We start from the raw sequence: 25,062 nt of genomic DNA, 5'->3' as shown, positions 1-25,062 counted from the left end.
GCGCCAGGGAGTCCAAGGACGCCCTGGCCGCCGACAGCCGCGGCGTGCCCTATGTCATCGTCCGCGGCCGGCGGGGTGGCAGTGCCATGGCCGCCGCGGCGGTCAACGCCCTGGCCACGGAGGTGGAGTGATGGCGGGCCGCCTGCTCGGCCTGGGCGTCGGCCCCGGCGATCCGGAACTCATCACCGTGAAGGCCCTGCGCCTCTTGCAGGGCGCGCCGGTGGTGGCCTATTTCGTCGCCAAGGCCAAGGCCAACGCGGGCCAGGGCGGCAATGCCTATGGCGTCATCGAGGGCTATCTGCTGGACGGCCAGCAGCGCCTGCCGCTGGTCTATCCGGTGACCACCGAGAAGCTGGCGCCGCCGCTGTCCTATGAGACGGTGATCGCCGACTTCTACGACACCGCCGCCGCCCAGGTGGCCGACCATCTGGACGCCGGTCGCGACGTGGCGGTGATCTGCGAGGGGGATCCCTTCTTCTACGGCTCCTACATGTACCTGCACGACCGCCTGGCCGAGCGCTATGAAGCCCAGGTGGTGCCGGGGGTCTGCTCCATGCTCGGCGGCGTGGCCATGCTCGGCCTGCCGCTGGTCTATCGCAACCAGACCCTCACGGTGCTCTCCGGGGTGCTTTCCGCCGAGGAGCTCAAGGCGCGCCTCTCCAGCGCCGACGCCGCCGTGGTGATGAAGCTCGGGCGCAACTTCGAGAAGGTGCGCCAGGTGCTGCGCGACCTGGGCCTGGACCAGCGCGCCCGCTACATCGAGCGCGCCACCATGGACAACCAGCGCATCGTCGCGCTGGATGCCGTCGAGCCCATGGCCTCGCCGTACTTCTCGCTGGTGGTGGTACCGGGGGTGAAATGGAAGGGTTGAGCCCGGCCATCGTCATCCTCGGCCCCGGTGCCCTGGCCACCGCCCGCCGCCTGCAGGCCGGCCTGCCGGGCAGCCTGGTGCACGGCCTGGCCGGGCGGGTCGAGGGCGATGTCAGCTACAGCGCCTTCGGCGACCACCTGCGTGACCTCTATCGCCAGCAGCGTCCGCTGCTGGTGCTCTGCGCCGCCGGCATCGTCATCCGCAGCCTGGCGTCCTTGCTGGATGACAAGACCGCCGAGCCACCAGTGCTGGCCGTGGCCGAGGACGGCAGCGCCGTGGTGCCGCTGCTGGGCGGCCTGGCCGGCGCCAATCGCCTGGCCCGTCAGCTGGGTAGGCTGCTGGACGTGGCCCCGGCCATCACCACCAGCGGCGAATTGAGATTCGGCACCTGCCTGCTCGATCCGCCGGCCGGCTATGCCCTGGCCGATGTCGACGTGGCCAAGCACCGGGTCGCCGATCTGCTGGCCGGCGCCCCGGTACGCATCGAGGGCGAGGCGCCCTGGCTGGATGAGGTGCCCCTGGCCCGCGATCCCGAGGCGCGGCAACGCATCCTGGTCTCGCCCCTGACCAGCGCCGACGACCATACCCTGTTGATCCACCCCCGCGCCGTGCTGGTGGCGGTACGCGCCGATGCCACCGCCGCCGCCATTACCGCGCTGCTCGCCAGCACCGGCTATGCCACCGGGGCCGTGGCGGTGCTGCTGGCTCAGGCGGCCGACATGGCCGCGCCCGGCCTGGCCGAGCTGAGCCAGGCGCTGGAGGTGCCGCTGAGATTCGTCGACGCCCGCACCCCGGAATTCGCCCAGGCGGCCGTGACACGGGCCCAGGCCCAGGGCCTCGCCCTGCACCTGCATGACCGGCCGCTGGACGCCGATGACCTCGGCCAGCGCCGTGGACGTCTCAGCGTGGTGGGCCTCGGCCCCGGCGCGGCCGAACTCATGGCACCGGTGGTACGCCGCGCCCTGGACCAGGCCGAGGACGTCCTCGGCTACGCGACCTACGTGCAGATGGCCGGTCCCCTGCGTCCGGACCAGCTGGCCCATGCCAGCGACAATCGCGAAGAATTGCAGCGCGCCCGTCATGCCTTCGAACTGGCCGCCAGCGGGCGCCAGGTGGTGATGGTGTCGTCCGGCGATCCGGGCGTCTTCGCCATGGCCGCCGCGGTGCTGGAGGTGCTGGAGGGCGCCGCCGACCCGCGCTGGGCGGCGGTGGAGCTGGAGATCCTGCCGGGCATCACCGCGGCCATGGCCAGCGCCGCCCTGGCCGGGGCGCCGCTGGGTCACGACTTCTGCCTGATCTCCCTGTCCGACAACCTCAAGCCCTGGACGGTGATCGAGCAGCGCCTGCGCCAGGCCGCCGCGGCGGACCTGGCCATGGCCTTCTACAATCCCATCTCCAAGGCCCGACCGCATCAGCTGGACCGGGCGCTGGACGTCCTGCGCAGCTGCCGCTCGGCGAACACCCCGGTGATCCTCGGTCGCGACGTCGGCCGTCCCGGTGGCGGTCTCGAATACACCAGCCTCGGCGCCCTGCGCAGCGAGATGGTGGATTCACGCACCCTGGTGATCCTCGGCTCCAGCCATACCCGGCGCTTTCCGCGGGCCGACGGCGGCGAATGGGTCTATACCCCGCGCTGGTACGATACGGAGTTGTTATAAAGTAACATTTAGTGCTTGAATCCTGGTCGCCGCTGGCTCACCCTCGGCGACCTTTCCGTTCCCTGGCGGGAAGCCGGTGCAACTCCGGCGCGGTCGCGCCACTGTGAGCTTCGCGAGAAGTGAGCCAGACCTTGCCAGGGGACATCCATCATCCACCAGGGACGCGTCATCCCGAGGAGAGTCCATGTTTCGCCGTCTTCTGCCGCTGCTCGCCGCCGGCCTGCTGTCCGTATCCTCCCTTACCGCCCAGGCGGCCACCCCCTATCCGCTGACCATCCACAACTGCGGCCGCGACCTGATCTTCGAGCGCGCGCCTCAACGCCTGGTCAGTCTGGGCCAGGCCAGTACCGAGTTGCTCTTGCGCCTGGGCGTGGGCGCGCGGCTGGTGGGCACCGGCGTCTGGTTCGGCGGCTTGCCCGCGGACCTGCAGGCGGCGGGCAAGGGCATTCCGCGGCTGGCTGACAACGCCCCCAGCTTCGAAGCCGTGGTCGGCACCCGGCCGGATCTGGTGGCGGCCCAGTACACCTATCACGTCGGCCCCGGCGGCGAGGTGGCGGACTTCCCGCGCTTCGCCACGCTGGGCATCGCCGCCTATGTGGCGCCCAGCGATTGCGAGGGCAAGGCGGTGACCGCCGACTCCAACAGCGACGGCAGCCGCAGCGCGCCCTTCGACATGCGGCTGGTGACCCGTGAAGCCGAGGAGCTGGCGGCCATCCTCGATGTGCAGCCGGCCGGCGAGCAGCTGGTTGCCGAGCTGGACCGCCGTATCGCCGCCGCTGGCGAGCAGGCCAAGGCCGCCGGGGTCCGGGGGCGCTCGGTGCTGTTCTGGTTCTCCAGTCCGCGGCTGGAAGGGGATCCCTGGGTCGCTGGCAACCTCGGCGCGCCGGCCTGGATCGCCCGCGCCCTGGGCCTGCGCAACGTGGTCGACAGCGCCGAGGAATGGCCGGCGGTGAGCTGGGAGCGCATCGCCAGTCTGGACCCTGACTATATCGTCGTGGCGCGCATGGACCGCCGTCTCTATCCCGCCGATGACGTGGACAAGAAGCTGGCCTTCCTGCGCAGCGATCCCCTGACCCGCGAATTGCGCGCGGTGCGCGAGAACCACCTGCTGGTGGTGGACGCCCCGACCCTCAATCCCTCGCTGCGGGTGGTGGACAGCGTCGAGACCCTGGCCGCCGACCTGGCCAAGCCGCAACCATGAGTCTGCCCCTGGCGGCCGAGGGGGCCCGGCCCTGGCGCTGGCTGCTGGGCCTGGCCGCGGTGCTGGCGCTGGCGGCGAGCGTGGTGCTGGCGGCGTCCTTCGGCGAGATGCCCATCGCGCCCCTGACCAGTCTGCAGGCCATCGCCAACGGCCTCGGCCTGGGGCCCTATCCGGTGGAGCGCATCGTCCAGGGCATCGTCTGGGAATACCGCCTCAGCCGCGCCCTGGTGGCCGCCTGCTGCGGCGCCGGCCTGGCGGTCTCCGGCGCCATCCTCCAGGCGCTGCTGCGCAACGCCCTGGCCGAACCCTATGTGCTGGGGCTGTCGGCCGGCGCCTCCACCGGCGCGGTGCTGGTGATGCTGCTGGGGGTCGGTGGCGGGATGTTCGGCGTGTCCCTCGGCGCCTTTCTTGGCGCGGTGCTGGCCTTTACCGTGGTGCTGCCCTTTCTCGGCAGTGGCGGCAGCACCCGCATCATCCTCGCCGGGGTGGCCGCGTCCCAGCTGTTCAATGCCCTGACCGCCTATATCGTCGCCACCGCGGCCAATGCCGAGCAGGCGCGCAGCGTGATGTTCTGGTTGCTCGGCAGCCTGGCCGGGGTGCGCTGGCCGGACGTCTGGCTGGCCGCCGGGGTGGTGCTCGCTGGCTTGCTGGTGTGCCTGGCTTGCGCCCGGGCGCTGGATGCCTTCGCCTTTGGCGAAGACGCCGCCGCCAGCCTCGGCGTGGCGGTGGGGCCGCTGCGCCTGCTGCTGCTGGCGGTCACCGGCCTGATCACCGCCTGCCTGGTCAGCCTGGTGGGCGCGGTGGGCTTCGTCGGCCTGGTGATCCCCCATGTGGCACGCTTCCTGGTCGGTCCGGGACATGGCCGGCTGCTGCCCACCTGCGCCCTGATCGGCGCGCTGTTCATGGTGCTGGCCGACATCGTCGCCCGCACCCTGGTGGCCAAGCAGACCCTGCCCATCGGCGTGGTCACCGCCCTGGTCGGTGCGCCGGCCTTCGCCTTCATCCTCTACCGCGCGCGGGAGGTCCGATGAGCCTCGCCGCGCGGGACGTGGCCTGGAGCGCCGGCGGCCAGCCGATCCTCGCCGGGGTGACCCTTGCGGTGCCGCCCGGCGGGGTGCTTGGGTTGCTGGGCCCCAATGGCTCGGGCAAGTCCAGCCTGCTGCGGCTGCTGGCCGGGCTGCGGCGGCCAGAGGAGGGCAGGGTCAGTCTCGACGCGTTGCCGCTGGCCGAGTTGCGCCGGCGCGACCTGGCACGGCGGGTCGCCCTGGTGGAGCAGCAGGCCGGTACCGAGGCCGATCTCTCGGTGGCCGAGGTGGTGCGCCTGGGGCGCACGCCCCATCGCGGCCTGCTCGATGCCTGGAGCGCGCGCGACGCCGAGGTCTGTCAGCGCGCCCTGGCTCAGGTCGGCCTGGTCGACAAGGCGGCACGGCGCTGGCACAGCCTCTCCGGTGGCGAGCGCCAGCGCGCCCAGATCGCCCGCGCCCTGGCCCAGGAGCCCAGCGAACTGCTGCTGGACGAACCCACCAATCACCTCGATATCCAGCACCAGCTGGAGATCCTCGACCTGGTCCGCCGCCTGCCGGCCACCTGCGTGCTGGCCATCCACGATCTCAACCTCGCCGCGCTGTTCTGCGACCGCCTGGCGGTGCTGCGCGACGGCCGCCTGGTCGCCGAAGGCGCCCCGGCCGCGGTGCTGACGGCCGCGCTGATCCAGCAGGTCTGGGGGGTGAAGGCGCAGGTGACGCTGGACGGCCCCGACGGTCGGCCGACGATCCGCTATCGGCTGGATTGACGACGCCGCACCGGGCCGGCCCGCTCTTCGATCGCCTGCCTGAGCTGCGGGCGACCACCCAGCCAGAAGACCGCTTCGGTGGCGATGAACAGCGGGCCGATGGCCAGGCCGGCGAGGTCGTCGAGAAAGGCCGGCTTGCGCCCCTCGTAGTGGTGACCGACGAACTGGATGGCCCAGCCGACCAGGAACAGACCCAGCCCCCAGCCCAGCCAGACGCCCGTGGTCCGGGCCGCCAGCGCGGCACCCAGCCAGAGGGCAAGCCCGAGCAGCACGCTCATCAGCAGCCCCAGCGGCCGATCCAGGCGCAGGTAGAAGACCGCCACCGCCCCGGCCACCGGTACCGCGGGCGACAGCGGCCAGCCGGCCAGGCTGAAAACCGGTCGCGACAGCAGGATGGCCACCGCCAGCACGATCAGCAGGATGCCGGGAAAGTGGCTGGCGATGTTGCGCGGATCGCGGTGGTAGCTCGCGTACTGGCTGAGATGATCTTCCAGGGTCTTCATCGACAGGCATCCAGGCGGCTGGTGGGAAGCCTCAGCATGCACCGGGAAGCTCCCGCGCGTCAGCGGGCACCAGGAGAAATGCGATTGCGATAATCGCCCCCTCGCTCGATAATCGATCAAAAGCCTGCCGAGGACCGGTCCGATGGACGATAACCGCACCGCTCACGCCACGGGCCTGCCGCCACTGGCCGCGCCGCCCATCATCGCCTCGCCGGCCAAGCGCATCGAAGCCTTCACCGGCGACCCCAACTTCATGACCTCCCTGGCCCGCGGCCTGGCGGTCATCCATGCCTTCCAGGAGCGCAAGCGCCAGCTGACCATCGCCCAGATCAGCCATCGCACCGAGATCCCGCGCGCCGCGGTGCGCCGCTGCCTGCATACCCTGATGAAGCTGGGCTACGTCACCACCGACGGCCGCACCTACTCGCTGCTACCCAAGGTGCTGACCCTGGGGCACGCCTATCTGTCGTCGACGCCGCTGGCGGTCACCGCCCAGCCGGTGCTCGATCGCTTGAGCGAGCAACTGCACGAAGCCTGCTCCATGGCCACCCTGGAAGGCGACGAAATCCTCTATATCGCCCGCTCGGCGACGCCGCAGCGACTGATCTCGGTGGACCTCAGCGTCGGCAGCCGGCTGCCGGCCTATTGCACCTCCATGGGCCGCATCCTGCTCGCCGCCCTGGACGATGCCGCCCTGCACGACTACCTGGAACACGCCGACCTGCAAGCCAAGACCAGCCGCACCCTCTACCAGCCGCCGGCGCTCATCGCGTGCCTGGGCCAGGTGCGCCAGCAGGGCTATGTCATCGTCGACCAGGAGCTGGAGGTGGGCCTGAGATCCCTGGCGGTGCCCTTGAGAGACGCTGCCGGCCAGGTGCTGGCGTCGCTCAACGTCGGCACCCACGCCAGTCGGGTCAGTCGCCAGGAACTGGAGACGCGCTTCCTGCCGGTGCTGCTGGCGGCCAGCCAGGAGTTGAGTACCCGGCTGTTTCACTAGCGAATCTGGTCGATTATCGGCCATATCGCCGATAATCGAATTGTCAGCTGTTCGAGGTGGGCTTAACGTCGGCGCAGTGGCGCAATCCGCCGATAACAACAACACGAGCAGACCACCATGACGCAAACCCTCGCGGGCGCCGTGCCCCTGGCCGACTCTTCGGCCACGGCGACAGCCGGCACCCTGGACGTCCAGCACTTCATCAATCGCCAGGCGCTGTCCGCCTACCAGTGGCGCATCGTCGCCCTGTGCTTTCTCATCGTCTTTCTCGACGGCCTCGACACCGCGGCCATGGGCTTCATCGCCCCGGCGCTGTCGGTGGAGTGGGGCATCCCGCGGGCCAGCCTGGGGCCGGTGATGAGCGCCGCCCTGGGCGGCATGGTCTTCGGCGCCCTGGGCTCCGGGCCCCTGGCCGATCGCTTCGGCCGCAAGGGTGTGCTGGTGGTCGCCACCTTCATCTTTGGTGGCTTCAGCCTGCTGTCGGCCTTCAGCGCCAACCTCGAACAGCTGGTGATCCTGAGATTCCTCACCGGGCTGGGCCTGGGCGCCGCCATGCCCAACGCCACCACGCTGCTCTCGGAATACACCCCCGAGCGCCTCAAGTCGCTGCTGGTGACCAGCATGTTCTGCGGCTTCAACCTGGGCATGGCCGGCGGCGGCTTCGTCTCGGCCTGGATGATCCCGGCCTACGGCTGGCACAGCCTGCTGGTGCTGGGCGGCGTGCTGCCGCTGGCGCTGGCCGTGGTGCTGCTGCTGTGGCTGCCGGAGTCGGCGCGCTATCTGGTGGTGCACGGCAAGAGCGCCGAGCGCATCCGCCGGGTATTGGCGCCCATCGGTCGCGAGGCCGCCGAGGCGCGCCACTTCGTGGTGCCCGAGCAGAAGTCGGTTAAGACCGGCAACGTCTTCACGGTGATCTTCAATCGCAACTACAGCGCCGGCACCCTGCTGCTGTGGCTGACCTATTTCATGGGCCTGGTGATCGTCTATCTGCTCACCAGCTGGCTGCCGACGCTGATGCGCGACGCCGGCGCCAGCCTGGAGCAGGCTGCCCTGATCGGCGCGCTGTTCCAGTTCGGCGGGGTGCTCAGCGCGGTGTTCGTCGGCTGGGCCATGGACAGATTCAATCCGCACAAGGTGATCGGCCTGTTCTATGTGCTGGCTGGGATCTTCGCCTATTGCGTCGGCCAGAGCCTGGGCCAGGTCGCCCTGGTCGCCACCCTGGTGCTGGTGGCCGGCATGTGCATCAACGGCGCCCAGTCGGCCATGCCCTCGCTGGCGGCGCGCTACTACCCGACCCATGGCCGCGCCACCGGGGTGTCCTGGATGCTCGGCATCGGCCGCTTCGGCGCCATCACCGGCGCCTGGATGGGCGCGACCCTGCTGGGCCTGGGCTGGACCTTCACCCAGGTGCTCACCGCGCTGCTCCTGCCGGCGGGTCTTGCCGCCCTGGCGGTGCTGATCAAGGGCGTGGTCAGCCACGCCGATGCCACCTAGCGTCGACGGCTTCCCCTTTGCCGGTGGCAGGCGCTAGGCGCAGGCACTGCCACCGCGTAAAGTTGCACCCTTTGCTAGCTTCGCAGTCACCCGCCCAGAGCCTGTCCATAATCTGCTGCGCGTCGGCCAAACAGCGTTGAAAACCCCCTGGGTCGCCAGCCCGGTCGGAATGCTCATTTACTTTAAGTAAACTCGAGCGCGAGTCCGATCCGCTTCCTCAGGCCTTTTCGCCTTGTTTGGCTCTAGCTCGCGAGATTATGAGCAGGCTCCTGGAGCGGGTGCAGACGTCCAAGGGGTTCCATGAAAGGTTTCGCGCACAGCGGGCAGTGGGCTGTCCGGCTGGTAACGCTTATCGCTTGCTTTCTGATTGCTCCGGCCTTTGCCGAGATGCGCCAGGTCACCGATGTCCTCGGGCGCACGGTGACGATCGAGGCGCCGGCCAAGCGGGTGGTGCTGGGCTTCCACTACGGCGACTATCTGGCGGTGGGCGGCGAGCAGGCCTTCGACGCCGTGGTCGGTGTCTCCCGCGGCGCCTGGGAGCGCAAGGTGCCGGCCAACTGGGCGCTCAATGTCGCCCACCGACCCTCCCTGGCCAGCCTTCCCGATGTGGGGGAGACGGAAAACAACAGCTTCTCGGTGGAAAAGGTCCTCGCCCTCAAGCCGGATCTGGTGGTGCTGGCCGCCTGGCAATTCCAGGCGCTGGACAGCGAGGTCAAGCGCCTCGAACAACTCGGCATCCCGGTGCTGGCGATCGACTACAACGCCCAGACCCTGGAGCGCCACCTGGCCTCCACCCGCCTGCTCGGCGTTATCACCGGCCAGGAGGCGCGCGCCGCCGAGCTGGCCGACTTCTATGCCAAGGTGGTGCAGGACATCCAGACCCGCATTGCGGCGGCCAATCGTCCGAAGCCTCGGGTCTATGCCGAGTTCGGCAACAAGGGTCCGGCCGAATACTCCTTCACCTATGGTCGCAACATGTGGGGCGCCATGGTCACCCTGGCCGGTGGCGACAACATCGCCGCGCCCTTCATCCAGTGGTGGGGGGTGATGAATCCGGAGCAGGTGCTCATGGCCCAGCCGGAGGTCATCTTCATCTCCGGGCGCGAGGACAACAGCAATCCCACCGCCTTGCCCATGGGCCCCGGCGTCACCGCCGACGACGCCCGCAGTCACCTGCGCGCCTTCATGCAGCGACCGGGCTGGGCCAATCTGCCGGCGATCCGCGACGGGCGTCTGTATGGCGTCTACCAGGGCGCCTCGCGCAGCCTGGAAGACTTCGCCATGCTGCAGTTCATCGCCAAGCAGCTCTATCCGGATCTGTTCCAGGACGTGGATCCCATGGCCAACTACCGCGAATACTATCGCCGCTACATGCCGATCCAGCCCCAGGGCACCTTTGCCATAGGCCTGACGCCATGAGCGAGACCGCGAGCGCCAGCCACGGCAACGCCATCGCCGAGCAGCGCGCCCGCGAACGCCGCCGCTGGCGCGCCTGCGGGGTGTTTCTGCTGCTGACCCTGGCGGCTCTGGTGCTGGACATCGCCACCGGGCCCTCGCTGCTCTCGCCGCTGGAGGTGCTCAAGTCGCTGACCGGCCTTGGCGCGCGGCAGCCGATGACCGACGCCATCGTCCGCGACCTGCGCCTGCCGGTGGCGCTGATGGCCCTGGCGGTGGGCGCCGCCCTCGGTGCGGGCGGGGCGCAGATGCAGACGCTGCTCAACAATCCCATGGCCAGCCCCTACACCCTGGGCATGGCCGCCGCCGCCGGCTGTGGCGCCGCCCTCAGCCTGGCACTGGGCAGCTTCGGCCTGGGCGCGCTGATCGGGGTGCCGCTGGGGGCCTTCGCCTTCGCCATGCTGGCGGCGCTGTTTCTCTTCGCCCTGGCCTCGCTCAAGCGCACCGGCAGCGACACCATCATCCTCGGCGGCATCGCCCTGCTGTTCCTCTTCCAGTCATTGCTGTCGCTGGTGCAATTCCTCTCCTCGCCGGAGCTCTCCCAGCAGATCCTCTTCTGGCTATTCGGCAGCCTCGGCCGCGCCACCTGGACCACCCTGGCCATCGTCGCCGGGGTGACCCTGCTGTGCTGCCTCCTGCTCTTGCGCGATGCCTGGAAACTGGCCGCCCTGCGCCTGGGCGAGGCCCGTGCCGAGAGCCTCGGCGTGGACATCCGCCGCCTGCGCCTCAAGGTGCTGATCCTGGTGGCGGTGATGACCGCCACGGCCACCAGCTTCGTCGGGGTGATCGGCTTCGTCGGCCTGGTCGCGCCCCATATCGCCCGCTGGCAGGTGGGCGAGGATCAGCGCTTCCTGCTGCCGCTGTCGGCCATCTGCGGCGCCCTGATGCTGTCCTCTGCCTCGGTGCTGTCCAAGTCGATCCTGCCCGGGGCGCTGTTTCCGGTAGGCATCGTCACCGCCATCGTCGGGGTGCCCTTTCTGCTCTGGCTCATCTTCGCCCCGCGCAGGTCCAGCCTATGATCCGCCTCCAGGACCTCGCGCTGAAGCGCGGCGACCGCACCGTGATCTCCGGACTCTGCACCGAGCTGCACGCAGGGCAGGTGCATGTGATCCTTGGCCCCAATGGCACCGGCAAGACCACTCTGCTGCGCGCCCTGGCCGGTGACCTGCCGCTGGCGGCGGGTCATATCGAGCGTGGGGAAAGGCGGCTGGTGGCGGGGGCTTCGCTGCGCGGCCAGCGCGAGGGCTGGCGCCAGGGCGTGGCCTACATGCCCCAGGATTCCCATGCCGAGGCGGCGCTGTCGGTGCTGGAGACGGTGGCCATGGGCAGCCTGGAACGGCTGACCCTGCACCTGGACGATGAGCTGCTGGAACGGGCGCTGGGCAAGCTCGACGAGGTGGGTATCGGCCACCTGGCCTCGCGCCAGCTGGGCGCCCTGAGTGGCGGTCAGCGGCAGCTGGTGTTCTTTGCCCAGGTGCTGATGCGCGAACCTGAGGTGATGCTGCTGGACGAACCGGTCAGTGCGCTGGATCTGCGGCACCAGATCAACCTGCTCGATCGCGTGCGCCACGAGACCCGATTGCACAATCAGGTGACCGTGGTGGTGCTGCACGATCTCAACCTGGCCTGCCAGTACGCCGATTCGCTGCTGGTGCTGGTCAACGGTGGCCTGCTGGCCGCCGGCCGACCCGCCGCCATCGTCACCGCCGACCTGCTGGAAGCCACCTACGGCGTGGCGGTGGACATCCTCCACGACCGCCAGGGCCGCCCGGTGGTGCAGCCGCTGACCGGTCAGGCCTTCAGCGAGGCCTGACCGCGGGGCTGCAGAGGGTAGGGCGTCAGAAGGTGTAGGTGAAACCGGCCTGCACCGTCCGCGGCTCGCCCGGATAGCTGTAGGCGTTCCAGGAACTCTCGTCGTAGCCCTTGTTGAAGACGTTGCGCACGTCCAGGTTCAGCCGCAGGTGCTCGTCGACCTTGTAGAAGCTCAAGAGGTCGGTGACCGTGTAGCTGTCCATCGTGTAGTCGCTGGCGATGGTCTTCTGGCCTTCGCGCTCACCCACGTACTTGAGGTTGGCACCCAGGCCCAGGCCGCGCAGTGCACCGTCGTGGAATTCGTAGACGTTGAGCAGGTTGACGGCATTGCGCGGGATGTTGGTCAGGCGCGTGCCGCGGGCCAGGGTGTTGTCCTTGGTGACCTCGGCATCGGTGAAGGCGTAGCCGCCGAGGATGCGCCAGTTGGGCGTCAGGTCGCCGGTCACGTTGACTTCGAAGCCGCGGCTGCGCACCTCGCCGGCGGCGATGTTGAAGTTTGTGTTGGCCGGGTCCGGGGTCAGGACGTTTTCCTTGACCGTATGGAAGATCGCCGTGTCGACGCTGAGGCGGCCGTCCAGCGCCGCCCACTTCATGCCCACCTCGTAGGCCTTGCCTTCCTCGGGATCGAAACCGCTGCCTTGGAACGCCGCGCCGGTGTTGGGCTTGAACGACTTGGAGGCGCTGGCATAGAGGGCCAGTTCCGGGGTGAGGTCGTAGCTGACGCCCAGGCGCGGGGTGACGGCATTCGAATCCTTGCTCCAGTCACCGGTGACAATCCGTCCGTCGGTCAGGACCTGAGGTGGCGTCTGGTTATCGTAGTCATGCTCGAAGCGTTCCAGGCGCACGCCACCCAGCACCTTGAAACGCTCGGTGAGGGCGATCTGGTCCTGTACGAAGGCCGCCCAGGTCTTGAGGGTCTCGTGGTCGTGGGTGGGGGTACGGGTCAGGGCCGGGCGCGGCTGGCCGAGGACCGGATCGACCAGGTTGACCGCATAGACACCGGTGCCGCCGGGGGAGCGCTGGATGATCGACTGATAGTCGTAGTCTTCCACCTCGATCCCGGTGATCAGGGTGTGGCCGAGGCCGAAGGTGTCGAAGCGCCCGGTCAGGTTCAGCTGCAGGTCGCGATCGCTCCACTCCAGCTTGCGGTAGTTGAAGTTGCGGCCGAGGGTCACGCCGTCGGCCTGCACGCCATTGGCTTCCACGGCATTGCCCTTGAGGCTGCCGTCGAGGTACTGGAAGCCGCCGGCCAGGGTCCAGGCGTCGTTCAACTGGTGCTCGAAGCGCAGCTGATAGGCCTCGCTGTCGCTGTGCAGCAGGTTGGTGGTGCCCTTTTCCCAGGCATTGGTGGAGCGACTGGCCTCGGCGCGCTGGGTCAGGTAGTTGGTGCGGCCGCGATCCAGCGGGGCGTTGCTGCGGATGATGTCCGCCTCGAAGGTGATGAGGGTGGCGTCGGTGGCCTGCCAGCTCAGCACCGGGGCGACTTCGTAGCGCTCGGTGTGCACGTCGTCGCGGAAGGTGTCGCCGCCCTCGGCGATCAGGTTGAGGCGATAGGCCAGGCGGCCGTCCTCGTCCACCGGGCCGGTGGTGTCCAGGGTGCCGCGTTTCTGGCCCTGGTCGGTGAACTGGCTGCCAAGGGTGGTCTTGCGCTCGCCCAGCGGCTGCTTGGTGACCACGTTGAAGGTGCCGCCCGGATCGCTGCGGCCATAGAGGGTCGCGGCCGGGCCGCGCAGGACCTCGACCCGCTCCAGGGTGGCGGCATCCGGCGCGCTGGGATAGCCACGATTCATGGGGAAGCCGTTGCGGAAATACTCGGAGCTGGTGAAGCCACGCACCGTGTAGCTGGTCAGGCCCTGGCCGCCGAAGTTGTTGCCGCGGCCGACGCCACCGGCCTGGTCCAGCGCCTGCTGCAGGCGGGTGGCGGAGAGGTCGTCGAGGGCTTCGCGGGAAACCACGCTCACCGACTGGGGCGTCTCGTGCAGCGGGGTATCGGTACGGGTGGCACTGCTGGAACGCTCTGCCTTGTAGCCCTGCACCGGACCGGTGGGTGATTCGGCCGTGCCGACGATGGTGAGGTCGGACAGCGCCTGGGGCGAATCTTCCGTCTGCTCCTGGGCATGACCGGCGAGGGGGAGGGCACAGAGGGGCAGCAGATAGAGAGCAGGGACCAGCCGGCGCATTGTTATCGTCCTGGGGTTCGGGGAGGCGGATTCTAGAGCCGCTTACAAAGTGGATACAACTGCGAGTCGTTACCGCCTGAGACATATTTTCATCGGACTGGTCGGTTCGTTGGCGACGGCGCGCCCAAATGCCTTCGTCGCCAATTGCCGGCAGACACCTGGCGGGCCTGCGCCGGGAGGCGAGCCCGGCACTTTTGCCGTAGCATGCCGCTTCTTTGCCGTCGTGATCGCCCATGAATACCGCCACCCTTGCCCACCTCTCCGCGCTGCTCCTCGCCGCCCTCGATTCGCCACCCGCCGAGGCGCGCCGGCTGGTGCATGGCCGTGGCCGGCTGCTGCCGGGGCTGGAACAACTCACCGTGGACTGGCTGGAAGGCGTGCTGCGGGTAGGGCTGTTTCGCGAATTGCCCGCCGCCGAGCTGGACGCCCTGCGCACGACTCTGACCGTCCTGGGCGAGACCCCGGCGTGGCGCGCCAGCGGCGCCCGCAGCCTGCTGCTGCAGCATCGCTATCGCCTGGACGCCGCCAGCGAGGCGCTGATCGGCGCGCCGGTGGGCGAGCACGTCATCCATGAAGACGGCCTGAAGTTCGGCCTGGACCTCACCCGCCACCAGAACATGGGGCTGTTCCTCGACATGCGCCTGGGCCGCCGCTGGGTGCGCGAACAGGCCGCCGGTCTGCGCATCCTCAACCTGTTCGCCTACACCTGTGGCTTCTCGGTGGCCGCCCTGGCCGGCGGCGCGGACCAGGTGGTCAATCTGGACATGGCCCGCGGGCCCCTGACCCGCGGTCGCGAGAATCACCGACTCAATGGCCATGAGCTGGGCAAGGTCAGCTTTCTCGGCCATGAACTGTTCAAGTCCTGGGGCAAGGTGCGCAAGCTGGGGCCCTATGACCTGGTGATCGTCGATCCGCCCAGCTTCCAGCAGGGCAGCTTCGCCCTGACCAAGGACTACGCGCGCATCCTGCGCCGCCTGCCCGAACTGCTCACCCCCGGTGGCCGGGTGCTGGCCTGCGTCAACGACCCCGGCGTCGGCGCGGACTTCCTCATCGCCGGCATGGCCCAGGAGGCCCCCGGACTGGCCTTCGTCGAGCGCCTGGCCAATCCACCGGAATTCGCCGACGAGGACGCCGAGGGTGGCCTCAAGGTGCTGGTGTTCCAGCAGGACCAAGCGTCGTAGGTTGGGTTGAGCGTAGCGCAGCCCAACGGTGCCCGGTTTCGACCCCGCCTTGTTGGGCTTCGACGATGAGGCCGTCTCAACCCAACCTACGGAACCCGCCCGTAGGTTGGCGCTGAGCGCCGCGAAGCCCAACGGTGCCCAGCCTCGACCCCGGCCCGTTGGGCTTCGACGATGAGGCCGTCTCAACCCAACCTACGGAATCCGCCCGTAGGTTGGCGCTGAGCGCCGCGCAGCCCAACAGCGCCCAAGGCTGAACATCCCTGTTGGGCTTCGACGATGAGGCCGTCTCAACCCAACCTACGGAACCCGCCCGTAGGTTGGCGCTGAGCGCAGCGAAGCCCAACAGTCCCCGGGTTCGACCCCCAGTTCGTTGGGCTGCGACAGTGGCGCCGTCTCAGCCGCGCCTGCGCGACAGGGCGCCATTTCATCGGGCGCTCGGTACCACTCGGAGGCCCTGGTGGCGGATGAGCGCAGCAGCAGCCATGCTGTGGCGTTACCTGGAAGGAGCGGCAATGGACGTGCAATGGTGGTACTGGCTGGTGCTGGGCGTCGGCCTGATGCTGAGCGAATTGGTGGTGCCGGCCTTTTTCCTGATCTGGTTCGGCCTGGGCGCCCTGCTGGTCGGCGTACTGCTGCTGGTACTGCCGGCGCTGGCGCTGGCCGTGCAACTGCTGGTCTGGAGTCTGGCCTCGCTGGTGGCGGTGTTTCTCTGGTTTCGCTATGGCAAGGACCGTGGCAAGCCCGGTGAAGACTGGAGCGCCGACGTCCATCTGGGCGAGATCGGCCTGCTGGTCGCGGCGGTCGGCCCCTTCGCCCGCGGCCGCGTGCGCTTCCAGAAACCCATCCTCGGCAGCGATGAATGGCCCTGCCTGGCCGATGCCGAGATCGCGGCCGGCGAGCGGGTTCGACTGCTCGCCTTCGAAGGCAACCTGGTCAAGGTCGCCCGTCAATCCTGACGTCTTCCATCCATAGGGACATCGTCCATGAGTGTCAGTCTTATCGTCGCCCTGCTGTTGCTGGTCTTCATCGTCGTCACCGTCGCCAAGGGCGTGCGCCTGGTGCCCCAGGGGCAGGAGTGGATCGTCGAGCGCCTCGGCAAGTACCGCACCACCCTCAAGCCCGGGCTGAATTTCCTCATCCCCTACATGGATCAGGTCAGCTACCGCCTCAGCACCAAGGACCTGATCCTCGAGGTGCAGCAACAGGAGGTCATCACCCGCGACAATGCGGTGATCCTGGCCAATGCCCTGTGCTTCGCCAAGATCGTCGATCCGGCCAAGGCGGCCTATGGCGTGGAAGACTATGCCCAGGCCATCACCAGCCTGGCGATGACCTCGCTGCGCGCCATCATCGGCGAGATGGAACTGGACCAGGCGCTGTCCTCGCGAGACGAGATCAAGGCGCGGCTGAGGGTCAGCATGGCCGAGCAGACCGTGGACTGGGGCATCACCGTCAAGGCGGTGGAGGTGCAGGAACTCAAGCCGACCCCGTCGATGCAGGCGGCGATGGAAATGCAGGCGGCCGCCGAGCGGGAGCGCAAGGCGGTGGTGACCCGGGCCGAAGGCGCCAAGCAGGCCGCCATCCTGGAGGCCGATGCCCGTCTCGAAGCCGCCAAGCGCGACAGTGTGGCCCAGGTGACCCTGGCGCAGGCCTCCGCCGCCGCCCTGAGCAAGATCTCCGAAGCCGTGGGCAGCGAACCGACGCCGGTGCTCTATCTGCTGGGCGAGCGTTATATCAATGCCATGGAAAAGCTGGCCACCAGCGACAACGCCAAGACGGTGGTCCTGCCGGCCGATATCCAGCAGACGCTGCGTGGCCTGCTGGGGACCAAGTCCTAGTCCGGCAGTTGTCGCCAGGCCTGCCCTAGCCCTGCTTAGGCAGGCGCCGATAGAGCTGCTCGACCTTTTCCCGTGCCCAGGGCGTGCGGCGCAGGAAGGTCAGGCTGGATTTGATACTGGGCTCATGGGTGAAGCAGCGCAGCGGGATGCGTCGGCCGAGTTCTTCCCAGCCATGATGCTCCACCAGGCGGGTGAGCAGGGCTTCGAGGGTGATGCCTTCGAGGGAGGCGCGGGGCTTGTCGGACATCGGCTGGGCTCTGGATGAGGGGAGGGCAGTGTAGCCGCTGCAACAGCGCGCTGCGCGTCGAAGCGGTCGACAGTCCACAAACGATGCTGTTCGATAATCGAACTGTTAGTCGATTATCGGATTGTTTGCATGGGTAGGGCTTTGTAGTCTGGCTCCAGACCGCCGCACCGGGCGGCGCCGACAACAAAGACGCGAGTCGACAATCCATGGCCCAGATCCTGTCCCTGAGCGAAGCCATCCAGCGCTTCGTCCACGATGGCGACACCGTCGCCCTCGAAGGCTTCACCCATCTCATTCCGACCGCCGCCGCCCACGAGCTGATCCGCCAGAATCGGCGCGACCTGACCCTGGTGCGCATGACCCCCGACCTGGTCTATGACCTGCTGATCGGTGCCGGCTGTGCCAGGCGGCTGATCTTCTCCTGGGGCGGCAACCCCGGGGTCGGCTCTCTGCACCGCCTGCGTGATGCGGTGGAAAAAGGCTGGCCGCACAAGCTGGAGATTTCCGAGCACAGCCACGCGGCCCTGGCCAATGCCTATGTCGCCGGCGCCTCCAACCTGCCCTTCGCCGTCCTGCGCGGCTACCAGGGCTCGGACCTGGCCAAGGTCAATCCGGACATCAAGTTCATCGCCTGCCCCTTCACCGGCGAGCAGCTCGCCGCGGTGCCCAGCGTGCGCCCTGACGTCACCGTCATCCATGCGCAGAAGGCCGACCGCCAGGGCAACGTGCTGATCCAGGGCATCCTCGGCGTGCAGAAGGAAGCGGCGCTGGCCGCCCAGCGCTGCATCGTCACCGTGGAGGAGATCGTCGACGACCTCCAGGCGCCGATGAACGCCTGCGTGCTGCCGACCTGGGCGCTCAGCGCGGTCTGCGTGGTGCCGGGCGGGGCGCATCCGTCCTATGCCCACGGCTACTACGAGCGGGACAACCGTTTCTACCAGGCCTGGGACCCGATCGCTCGCGACCGCGACACCTTTACCCAGTGGATCGACACCTATATCCGCGGTACCGCGGACTTCGCCGCCTTCCAGGCGAAGCTGGCTGCGGAGGCCTGAATCATGAGCGACTTCACCACCAATGAAATGATGACCGTGGCCGCCGCGCGCCGCCTCGGCAATGGCAGCGTCTGCTTCGTCGGCATCGGCCTGCCGTCCACCGCCGCCAACCTGGCACGCCTGACCCATGCGCCGGACGTGGTGCTGATCTACGAATCCGGTCCCATCGGTGCCAAGCCCTCGGTGCTGCCGCTGTCCATCGGCGACGGCGAACTGGCCGAGACCGCCGACACCGTGGTGCCCACCGGCGAGATCTTCCGCTACTGGCTGCAGGGCGGACGCATCGACGTCGGCTTTCTGGGCGCGGCCCAGGTCGACCGCTTCGGCAACATCAACACCACGGTGATCGGCGACTACCACCAGCCCAAGGTGCGCCTGCCGGGCGCCGGCGGCGCGCCGGAGATCGCCGGCTCGGCCAAGGAGGTGCTGATCATCCTCAAGCAGTCGCACCGCAGCTTTGTCGACAAGCTGGCCTTCATCACCTCGGTGGGCTTCGGCGAGGGTGGCGATCACCGCCAGCAGCTGGGTCTGCCGGGCAAGGGCCCGACCGCCATCATCACCGACCTCTGCATCATGGAGCCGGAAGCCGGCACCCACGAATTCGTGGTGACCGCCCTGCATCCGGGAGTGACCCGCGAACAGGTGGTGGCCGCCACCGGCTGGGCCATCCGTTTCGCCAACCAGGTCGCCACCAGCGCGGCGCCGACGGCGACCGAACTCGCGGCCCTGCGTGATCTGCAGGCCCGGACCAATGCTGCCCACGGCGGCCAGAAAGGAGCTGAGGAATGAGTCGCCCCGTCTATATCTGCGACGCCATTCGGACCCCCATCGGCCGGCTCAACGGCGGACTTTCCGCGGTGCGCGCCGATGACCTGGCGGCCATTCCGCTCAAGGCGCTGCAGGAGCGCAATCCCCAGGTGGACTGGACGGCGGTGGACGAGGTGTTCATGGGCTGTGCCAACCAGGCCGGGGAAGACAACCGCAACGTGGCGCGTATGGCGGTCTTGCTGTCGGGACTACCGGAAACGGTGCCGGGCGTGACCCTCAACCGCCTCTGCGCCTCGGGCATGGAGGCGGTGGGCCAGGCCTATCGCGCCATCGCCCTCGGCGAGATGGAGCTGGTGATCGCTGCCGGGGTGGAATCCATGACCCGCGCGCCCTATGTGATGGGCAAGGCCGACAGCGCCTTCGGTCGCGGCCAGAAACTGGAGGACACCACCCTGGGCTGGCGCTTCATCAATCCGGCGATGACGGAGGCCTACGGCGTCGACAGCATGCCGGTCACCGGCGACAACGTCGCCGCCGACTATGGCGTCAGCCGCGCCGACCAGGACGCCTTCGGCCTGCGCAGCCAGCAGCGTGCCGCGGCGGCCCAGGAATCCGGCTACTACGCCGAGGAAATCGTTCCGGTGATCATCAAGGGCAAGAAGGGTGACTTGGTGGTGGCGCAGGACGAGCATCCGCGTCCGGACACCACCGCCGAAGGCCTGGCCAAGCTCAAGCCGGTCAACGGTCCGGACCGGACCGTGACCGCCGGCAATGCCTCGGGGCTCAACGACGGCGCCTCGGCGATCATCCTGGCCTCGGCGGAAGCGGTGCAGAAGCACGGCCTCACGCCCCGCGCCCGGGTACTGGGCATGGCCAGCAGCGGGGTAGCGCCGCGCATCATGGGCGTCGGTCCGACCCCGGCGGTGCGCAAGCTGCTGCAGCAACTGGATCTGTCCATCGAGGCCTTCGACGTCATCGAACTCAACGAGGCCTTCGCCGCCCAGGGCATCGCCGTCCTGCGCGAACTGGGCGTGGCCGACGACAGCCCCAAGGTCAATCCCAACGGCGGCGCCATCGCCCTGGGTCATCCCCTGGGCATGAGCGGCAACCGCCTGGTGCTCACCGCGGTGCACTACCTGGAAAAGACCGGCGGCCGCCTGGGTCTCGCCACCATGTGCGTGGGCGTCGGCCAGGGGCTGGCGCTGGCGGTGGAGCGGGTGGACGGGATCTGAGGCTTTGTCGCTGAGGCAAATCGCGGCCATGGCGGTCCGCCGAGGCGGCCGCTCCTACAAAAGCTCGATGTATTTGTAGGAGCGGCCCATGGCCGCGATAGCCAGAGCTGATCCTAGAGCGGTCGCCTCGGCAACCTACCAAGACTTCATCCACTGCTAGCCTCAATCCATGCCCACATCCCCTGTAACCGCGTGTGTCTCTCCTGGTCCGATGGCGGTAGGCTGTCCCCCGTCCATCCATACCTATAATTAAGGATCTCCATGAGCACTCACCCGCATTACAGCTTCGAGGAGCGCAAGAAGCGCATCTTCGCCATCGTCGGCGCCTCGTCCGGCAACCTGGTGGAATGGTTCGACTTCTACGTCTACGCCTTCTGTTCCATCTATTTCGCCGCCGCCTTCTTCCCGAAGAGCGATCCCACCGTGCAGCTGCTGAGCACCGCCGGCGTCTTTGCCGCGGGCTTTCTCATGCGCCCCCTGGGCGGCTGGATCTTCGGGCGCGTCGCCGACAAGTACGGCCGGCGCACCTCCATGGTCATCTCCATCCTGATGATGGGCGCCGGCTCCCTGGCCATCGCCTGCCTGCCCACCTATGCCAGCATCGGCGTCGCGGCGCCGGCTCTGCTGCTGCTCGCGCGGCTGCTGCAGGGCATCTCGGTGGGCGGTGAATACGGCACCACCGCCACCTACATGAGCGAGGTGGCGCTGCGTGGCCAGCGCGGCTTCTTCGCCTCCTTCCAGTACGTCACCCTGATCGGCGGCCAGTTGCTGGCGGTGCTGGTGGTGGTGATCCTGCAGCAGGTCCTGAGCGATGCCGACCTGCGTGCCTGGGGCTGGCGGATTCCCTTCCTGGTCGGCGCCGCCGCGGCCGTGGTCTCGCTGTTCCTGCGTCGCTCGCTGGAAGAGACCACCACCGCCGAGACCCGCGCCAACAAGGAGGCCGGTACCCTCAGCGGCCTGTTCAAGCATCACAAGGCGGCCTTCTTCACCGTGCTCGGCTACACCGCCGGCGGCTCGCTGATCTTCTACACCTTCACCACCTACATGCAGAAGTACCTGGTCAACACCAGCGGCATGGACGCCAAGACCGCCAGCGGCGTGATGACCTGCGCCCTGCTGGTGTTCATGCTCATGCAACCGCTGTTCGGCATGCTCTCCGACCGCATCGGCCGGCGCGCCTCCATGCTGCTGTTCGGCGGCCTGGGCACGGTCTGCACCTGGCCGATCCTCACGGCGCTGGCCAGCGTCCAGAGTCCCTTCGTGGCCTTCCTGCTGATCTGCCTGGCCATGGCCATCATCAGCCTCTACACCTCCATCAGCGGCCTGGTGAAGGCGGAGATGTTCCCGCCGGAAGTGCGCGCCCTCGGCGTGGGCCTGTCCTATGCGGTGGCCAATGCCATCTTTGGCGGTTCGGCGGAATTCGTCGCCCTGAGCTTCAAGACCCAGGGGCATGAAGAAGTCTTCTACATCTATGTCTCGGTGATGCTGGCGGTGGCCTTCCTGGTCAGCCTCCGGCTGCCGCGGCAAGCCACCTATCTGCATCACGACCACTAAGCGAGAGGAGTCCTTCATGTCCAACCTGCTATTCGACGCCTACTTCACCAGCGCCGCCATGCGCGCGGTGTTTTGTGACCACGGCCGACTGCAGGGCATGCTGGACTTCGAAGCGGCCCTGGCGCGTGCCGAGGCGGCGGTGGGGGTGATCCCGCAGACGGCGGTGGCGCCCATCGCCGCCGCCTGCCGCGCCGAGCGGTATGACGCGGCCGAGCTGGCCCGGGCCGTGGTCAGCGCCGGCAACTCCGCCATTCCGCTGGTCGAGGCGCTGGGCCGGCAGATCGCCGCCCAGGACCCCGAGGCCGAGCGCCATGTGCATCGCGGCGCCACCAGCCAGGACGCCATGGACAGCGGCCTGGTGCTGCAGATCCGCCAGGCGCTGGACCTGCTGGACGCCGACCTGGCGCACCTAGCCGAGGCCCTGGCCATCCAGGCCGAGCGCCATGCCGGTACCGTGCTGGCCGGTCGTACCTGGCTGCAGCACGCGACGCCGGTGACCCTCGGTATGAAGCTGGCCGGAGTGCTGGGCGCCCTCACCCGGCATCGCCAGCGCCTGGCCGAACTGCGGCCGCGGGTGCTGGTACTGCAATTCGGCGGCGCCTCGGGCAGCCTGGCCGCCCTGGGCGATCAGGCCCTGCCGGTGGCCGAGGCCCTGGCCCGGGCGCTGGCGCTGAGCCTGCCGGAGCAACCCTGGCACACCCAGCGCGATCGCCTGGTCGAGGTCGGCGCCTGGCTCGGCCTGGTGGCCGGCAGCCTGGGCAAGCTGGGCCGCGATCTGTCGCTGCTGATGCAGACCGAAGCCGCCGAGGTCTTCGAGCCCTCGGCGCCGGGCAAGGGGGGCTCTTCCACCATGCCGCACAAGCGCAATCCGGTGGGCGCCGCGGTGCTGATCGCCGCCGCCACCCGCGCGCCGGGTCTGGTCAGCACCCTGTTTTCCGCCATGCCCCAGGAGCACGAGCGCAGCCTGGGGCTCTGGCACGCCGAGTGGGAGACCCTGCCGGAGCTGTTCTGCCTGGTCGCCGGCGCCCTGCAACAGGCCCAGGCCATCGTCGCCGGGCTGGAGGTCGACGCCGCGCGCATGCAGGCCAACCTGGAATTGACCCACGGCCTGGTGCTGGCCGAGGCGGTCAGCATCGCCCTGGCCGGACGGCTGGGGCGCGAGGCCGCTCACCACCTGGTGGAGCAGAGCTGCAAGCGCGCCGTCCAGGAAGGGCGTCACCTGCGCCAGGTACTGGGCGATACGCCGGAAGTGACCGCCGAACTCTCCAGCGCCGAGCTGGATCGCCTGCTGGACCCCGCCCATTATCAGGGCCAGGCCCGCGCCTGGGTAACCCGCGCCCTGGCCGAACACCGCACCCTGCTTGCCCATCCCTAGACCAGAGGACTGCCTGATGCCCAGCGTACGTCTCGCCGATGGCGACCTGAACTACCAACTGGAGGGCCCCGCGGGCGCCCCCGTGCTGATCCTGTCCAACTCCCTGGGCACCCACCTGGCCATGTGGGACGACCAGGCCGCCGCCTTCAGCGAGCGCTTTCGCCTGCTGCGCTACGACACCCGCGGCCATGGCGCCTCCCTGGTGACGCCCGGCCCCTATCGCATGGACGGGAACGGTCGCGACGTCCTGGCCCTGGCCGACGCCCTGGGCATCGACCAATTCGCCTTCTGCGGCCTGTCCATGGGCGGCTCCATCGGCCAGTGGCTGGGCATCAATGTCCCCGAGCGGATCACCCGTCTGGTGCTGTGCAACACCGCCGCCAAGATCGGCACCCCCGAGGTGTGGAACGGGCGCATCCAGACCGTCGAAGCCGGCGGCGAGCAGGCCATGCGCGACCTGCGCGACGCCTCCATCGGTCGCTGGTTCACCCCCGACTTCGCCAGCGCCGAGCCGGACCGGGTCGATCGCATCGTCGCCATGCTCGCCGGCACCTCGCCCCAGGGCTACGCCGCCAACTGCGCGGCGGTGCGCGACGCCGACTTCCGCGAGGTACTGGACGCCATCCGCGCGCCGACGCTGATCGTCGCCGGCAGCCACGACGCCGTGACCACCCCGGCCGACGGCCGCTTCCTGCAGGAGCGCATCCCGGGCGCCGAGTACGTCGAGTTTCCCGCCGCCCACCTGTCCAATGTGCAGATGGGCGCTGCCTTTACCCAGCGCGTGCTGGCCTTTCTGAGCGCCTGAAGGAGTCGATCTTGGACGAAAGAGAACGTTATGAAGCCGGCATGCAGGTCCGCCGCGCGGTGCTGGGCGACGCCCACGTCGATCGCAGCCTGGAAAAGCTGACCCCCTTCAACGAAGAATTCCAGGAGATGATTACCCGCCACGCCTGGGGCGACATCTGGACCCGCCCGGGCCTGCCGCGGCACACCCGCAGCCTGATCACCATCGCCATGCTGATCGGCATGAATCGCGAAGGCGAACTGCGCCTGCACCTGCGTGCCGCCCGCAGCAACGGGGTGACACGGGAGGAGCTCAAGGAGCTGATCATGCAGAGCGCCATCTACTGCGGCATTCCGGCGGCCAATGCCACCTTCCACCTGGCGGAGGCGGTATGGGATGAGTTGGGGGTGGAGTCGCTGGAGGGGTGATATTTCCCTCCTTGGCCCCCTTGGATGACGCCCGCCGGATTGGATTTGGTGGGCGTTTTTTTGTGGGAGGGGAGGAGATTGGATTTTGTTGCCTAAGCTGATCATCGCGATTTGTTGAAGATCCTTGTTTCGCCTGGCCGGTGACTCACTTTTCTTTGCTTGTGCAAAGAAAAGTAAGCAAAAGAAAGCACACCCCGACAGTTCGGCCCTCCGCTTCGCTCCGGGTGCCCTCGCTCCGGCGCCGCTCCGGGGTCACGGCACGAAGGGGCCTCCTGCCCCTCGCGCCTTGCTCGGCGTCCTGCCTCGCATCCCCCTCCGCAACACCTGCACTCGGCCTCACTGACGGGGACGGGGCGCCAGCCTGAGACTGCGGTGCTTACAGGCAGAGCCAGAGTCAGTCGTAGCGTGGAAAACCGCGCAGCGTTTTCCACTGGCGCGTAACGTCGATCCCTGTGGACAAGGTTTCGCCGTTGTCCACGCTACAAACGGTTATGGCTTTTCAACCAACACTTTCAGGCTAGCGAATCGCCCCGTTCAGGAGGGCGAACGCCAGTGTCGTGGAGTGGGTCGAGCCGCATGGATGCGGCGAGAGGTCCAGTGGGCCATGGACGGCCCATCTGGACCGACCCCGGAACGG

Annotated in this window: 24 protein-coding genes and 1 riboswitch; of the genes, 21 read left to right on the top strand and 3 right to left on the bottom strand. The window is 68.5% G+C overall.

The genetic code is table 11. From position 1 onward, the window contains the following. The 6 genes from QMX82_RS21085 to QMX82_RS21060 all read left to right on the top strand — a co-directional run. The coding region (locus QMX82_RS21085; protein WP_282287246.1) for a precorrin-8X methylmutase at positions 1–131 on the top strand (131 nt) is incomplete at its 5' end. Continuing rightward, on the top strand, positions 131–871 hold the full coding sequence (locus tag QMX82_RS21080) for a precorrin-2 C(20)-methyltransferase (protein ID WP_282287244.1): 741 nt from the start codon (positions 131–133) through the stop codon (positions 869–871). The genes QMX82_RS21085 and QMX82_RS21080, both read left to right, overlap by 1 nt. Continuing rightward, the gene (gene cobJ / locus QMX82_RS21075) at positions 859–2,529 is read left to right on the top strand and encodes a precorrin-3B C(17)-methyltransferase (RefSeq protein WP_282287242.1); all 1,671 of its coding nucleotides are present in this window, start codon (positions 859–861) and stop codon (positions 2,527–2,529) included. Before QMX82_RS21080 ends, cobJ begins: the two co-directional genes overlap by 13 nt. Before the next feature lie 6 nt (positions 2,530–2,535). Further along, positions 2,536–2,682: riboswitch (cobalamin riboswitch) on the top strand. A 31-nt stretch (positions 2,683–2,713) separates the two neighbouring features. Further along, a complete protein-coding gene (locus tag QMX82_RS21070; protein WP_282287240.1) occupies positions 2,714–3,730 on the top strand; it encodes an ABC transporter substrate-binding protein in 1,017 nt (338 codons plus the stop codon). Further along, positions 3,727–4,761, top strand: a complete 1,035-nt coding sequence (locus tag QMX82_RS21065) for a FecCD family ABC transporter permease (protein ID WP_208692902.1) — start codon at positions 3,727–3,729, stop codon at positions 4,759–4,761. The genes QMX82_RS21070 and QMX82_RS21065 overlap by 4 nt, the downstream gene beginning before the upstream one ends. Beyond that, a complete protein-coding gene (locus QMX82_RS21060) occupies positions 4,758–5,522 on the top strand; it encodes an ABC transporter ATP-binding protein (RefSeq protein WP_282287237.1) in 765 nt (254 codons plus the stop codon). Before QMX82_RS21065 ends, QMX82_RS21060 begins: the two co-directional genes overlap by 4 nt. Here the strand turns inward: QMX82_RS21060 and QMX82_RS21055 are convergent. Continuing rightward, positions 5,507–6,025, bottom strand: coding sequence for an Mpo1 family 2-hydroxy fatty acid dioxygenase (locus QMX82_RS21055; protein ID WP_208692901.1), 519 nt, complete (start codon positions 6,023–6,025; stop codon positions 5,507–5,509). The two genes, QMX82_RS21060 and QMX82_RS21055, sit on opposite strands and share 16 nt — an antisense overlap. 142 nt (positions 6,026–6,167) lie before the next feature. On the opposite strand from QMX82_RS21055, the gene QMX82_RS21050 reads away from it, so the two are divergent. The 5 genes from QMX82_RS21050 to QMX82_RS21030 all read left to right on the top strand — a co-directional run bounded on the left by QMX82_RS21050 (position 6,168) and on the right by QMX82_RS21030 (position 11,784). Then, complete coding sequence (locus QMX82_RS21050) at positions 6,168–7,022, top strand: IclR family transcriptional regulator domain-containing protein (RefSeq protein WP_133862282.1); 855 nt, start codon at positions 6,168–6,170, stop codon at positions 7,020–7,022. Between the two features lie 117 nt (positions 7,023–7,139). Beyond that, positions 7,140–8,516, top strand: a complete 1,377-nt coding sequence (locus QMX82_RS21045; protein WP_133862281.1) for an MFS transporter — start codon at positions 7,140–7,142, stop codon at positions 8,514–8,516. Between the two features lie 300 nt (positions 8,517–8,816). After that, entirely contained in the window at positions 8,817–9,935 is a 1,119-nt protein-coding gene (locus tag QMX82_RS21040) for an ABC transporter substrate-binding protein (protein WP_282287231.1), read from the top strand. After that, positions 9,932–10,990 (top strand): FecCD family ABC transporter permease, encoded by a 1,059-nt coding sequence (locus QMX82_RS21035; protein WP_208692897.1) that lies wholly within the window; start codon positions 9,932–9,934, stop codon positions 10,988–10,990. The genes QMX82_RS21040 and QMX82_RS21035 overlap by 4 nt, the downstream gene beginning before the upstream one ends. Further along, positions 10,987–11,784: an ABC transporter ATP-binding protein gene (locus tag QMX82_RS21030; RefSeq protein WP_208692895.1), complete on the top strand. Its 798-nt coding sequence runs from the start codon at positions 10,987–10,989 to the stop codon at positions 11,782–11,784. Before QMX82_RS21035 ends, QMX82_RS21030 begins: the two co-directional genes overlap by 4 nt. A gap of 25 nt (positions 11,785–11,809) precedes the next feature. On the opposite strand, the gene QMX82_RS21025 is transcribed toward QMX82_RS21030, so the two are convergent. After that, positions 11,810–13,963 carry a TonB-dependent siderophore receptor gene (locus QMX82_RS21025; RefSeq protein WP_282287227.1) on the bottom strand — a complete coding sequence of 718 codons (2,154 nt, stop codon included), beginning with the start codon at positions 13,961–13,963 and terminating at the stop codon, positions 11,810–11,812. A gap of 233 nt (positions 13,964–14,196) precedes the next feature. Here QMX82_RS21025 and QMX82_RS21020 point away from each other — a divergent pair, with 233 nt between their 5' ends. The 3 genes from QMX82_RS21020 to QMX82_RS21010 all read left to right on the top strand — a co-directional run bounded on the left by QMX82_RS21020 (position 14,197) and on the right by QMX82_RS21010 (position 16,982). Then, the gene (locus QMX82_RS21020) at positions 14,197–15,144 is read left to right on the top strand and encodes a class I SAM-dependent methyltransferase (protein ID WP_208692891.1); all 948 of its coding nucleotides are present in this window, start codon (positions 14,197–14,199) and stop codon (positions 15,142–15,144) included. 512 nt (positions 15,145–15,656) lie between these two features. Then, a complete protein-coding gene (locus QMX82_RS21015) occupies positions 15,657–16,100 on the top strand; it encodes an NfeD family protein (RefSeq protein WP_158891696.1) in 444 nt (147 codons plus the stop codon). A 27-nt stretch (positions 16,101–16,127) separates the two neighbouring features. Continuing rightward, positions 16,128–16,982, top strand: a complete 855-nt coding sequence (locus QMX82_RS21010) for an SPFH domain-containing protein (RefSeq protein WP_282287223.1) — start codon at positions 16,128–16,130, stop codon at positions 16,980–16,982. A gap of 25 nt (positions 16,983–17,007) precedes the next feature. Here QMX82_RS21010 and QMX82_RS21005 read toward each other — a convergent pair whose 3' ends face one another. Next, complete coding sequence (locus tag QMX82_RS21005; protein WP_027598793.1) at positions 17,008–17,229, bottom strand: VF530 family DNA-binding protein; 222 nt, start codon at positions 17,227–17,229, stop codon at positions 17,008–17,010. Between the two features lie 206 nt (positions 17,230–17,435). Between QMX82_RS21005 and QMX82_RS21000 the strand changes: the two genes are divergently transcribed. The 7 genes from QMX82_RS21000 to pcaC all read left to right on the top strand — a co-directional run bounded on the left by QMX82_RS21000 (position 17,436) and on the right by pcaC (position 24,425). Continuing rightward, positions 17,436–18,284: a CoA transferase subunit A gene (locus QMX82_RS21000; protein WP_133862274.1), complete on the top strand. Its 849-nt coding sequence runs from the start codon at positions 17,436–17,438 to the stop codon at positions 18,282–18,284. Between the two features lie 3 nt (positions 18,285–18,287). Next, on the top strand, positions 18,288–19,073 hold the full coding sequence (locus tag QMX82_RS20995; protein ID WP_282287219.1) for a CoA-transferase subunit beta: 786 nt from the start codon (positions 18,288–18,290) through the stop codon (positions 19,071–19,073). Continuing rightward, positions 19,070–20,284 (top strand): 3-oxoadipyl-CoA thiolase, encoded by a 1,215-nt coding sequence (gene pcaF, locus QMX82_RS20990; protein WP_282287217.1) that lies wholly within the window; start codon positions 19,070–19,072, stop codon positions 20,282–20,284. The genes QMX82_RS20995 and pcaF overlap by 4 nt, the downstream gene beginning before the upstream one ends. 261 nt (positions 20,285–20,545) lie before the next feature. Continuing rightward, entirely contained in the window at positions 20,546–21,838 is a 1,293-nt protein-coding gene (locus tag QMX82_RS20985; RefSeq protein ID WP_263259577.1) for an MFS family transporter, read from the top strand. A 16-nt stretch (positions 21,839–21,854) separates the two neighbouring features. Further along, positions 21,855–23,213, top strand: a complete 1,359-nt coding sequence (locus tag QMX82_RS20980) for a 3-carboxy-cis,cis-muconate cycloisomerase (protein WP_282287215.1) — start codon at positions 21,855–21,857, stop codon at positions 23,211–23,213. A 16-nt stretch (positions 23,214–23,229) separates the two neighbouring features. After that, positions 23,230–24,018, top strand: a complete 789-nt coding sequence (gene pcaD / locus QMX82_RS20975; RefSeq protein WP_282287213.1) for a 3-oxoadipate enol-lactonase — start codon at positions 23,230–23,232, stop codon at positions 24,016–24,018. An 11-nt stretch (positions 24,019–24,029) separates the two neighbouring features. Next, the gene (gene pcaC, locus QMX82_RS20970) at positions 24,030–24,425 is read left to right on the top strand and encodes a 4-carboxymuconolactone decarboxylase (protein WP_093257243.1); all 396 of its coding nucleotides are present in this window, start codon (positions 24,030–24,032) and stop codon (positions 24,423–24,425) included. Positions 24,426–25,062: the final 637 nt, after the last annotated feature.

Origin of the sequence: Pseudomonas sp. PS02302 (assembly GCF_029959585.1) — a bacterium.
In the GTDB taxonomy this organism is placed as follows: domain Bacteria; phylum Pseudomonadota; class Gammaproteobacteria; order Pseudomonadales; family Pseudomonadaceae; genus Chryseomonas; species Chryseomonas aestiva.
The sequence above is the reverse complement of the archived record's forward strand: the minus strand, read 5'-3'. Positions and strand labels throughout refer to the sequence as shown.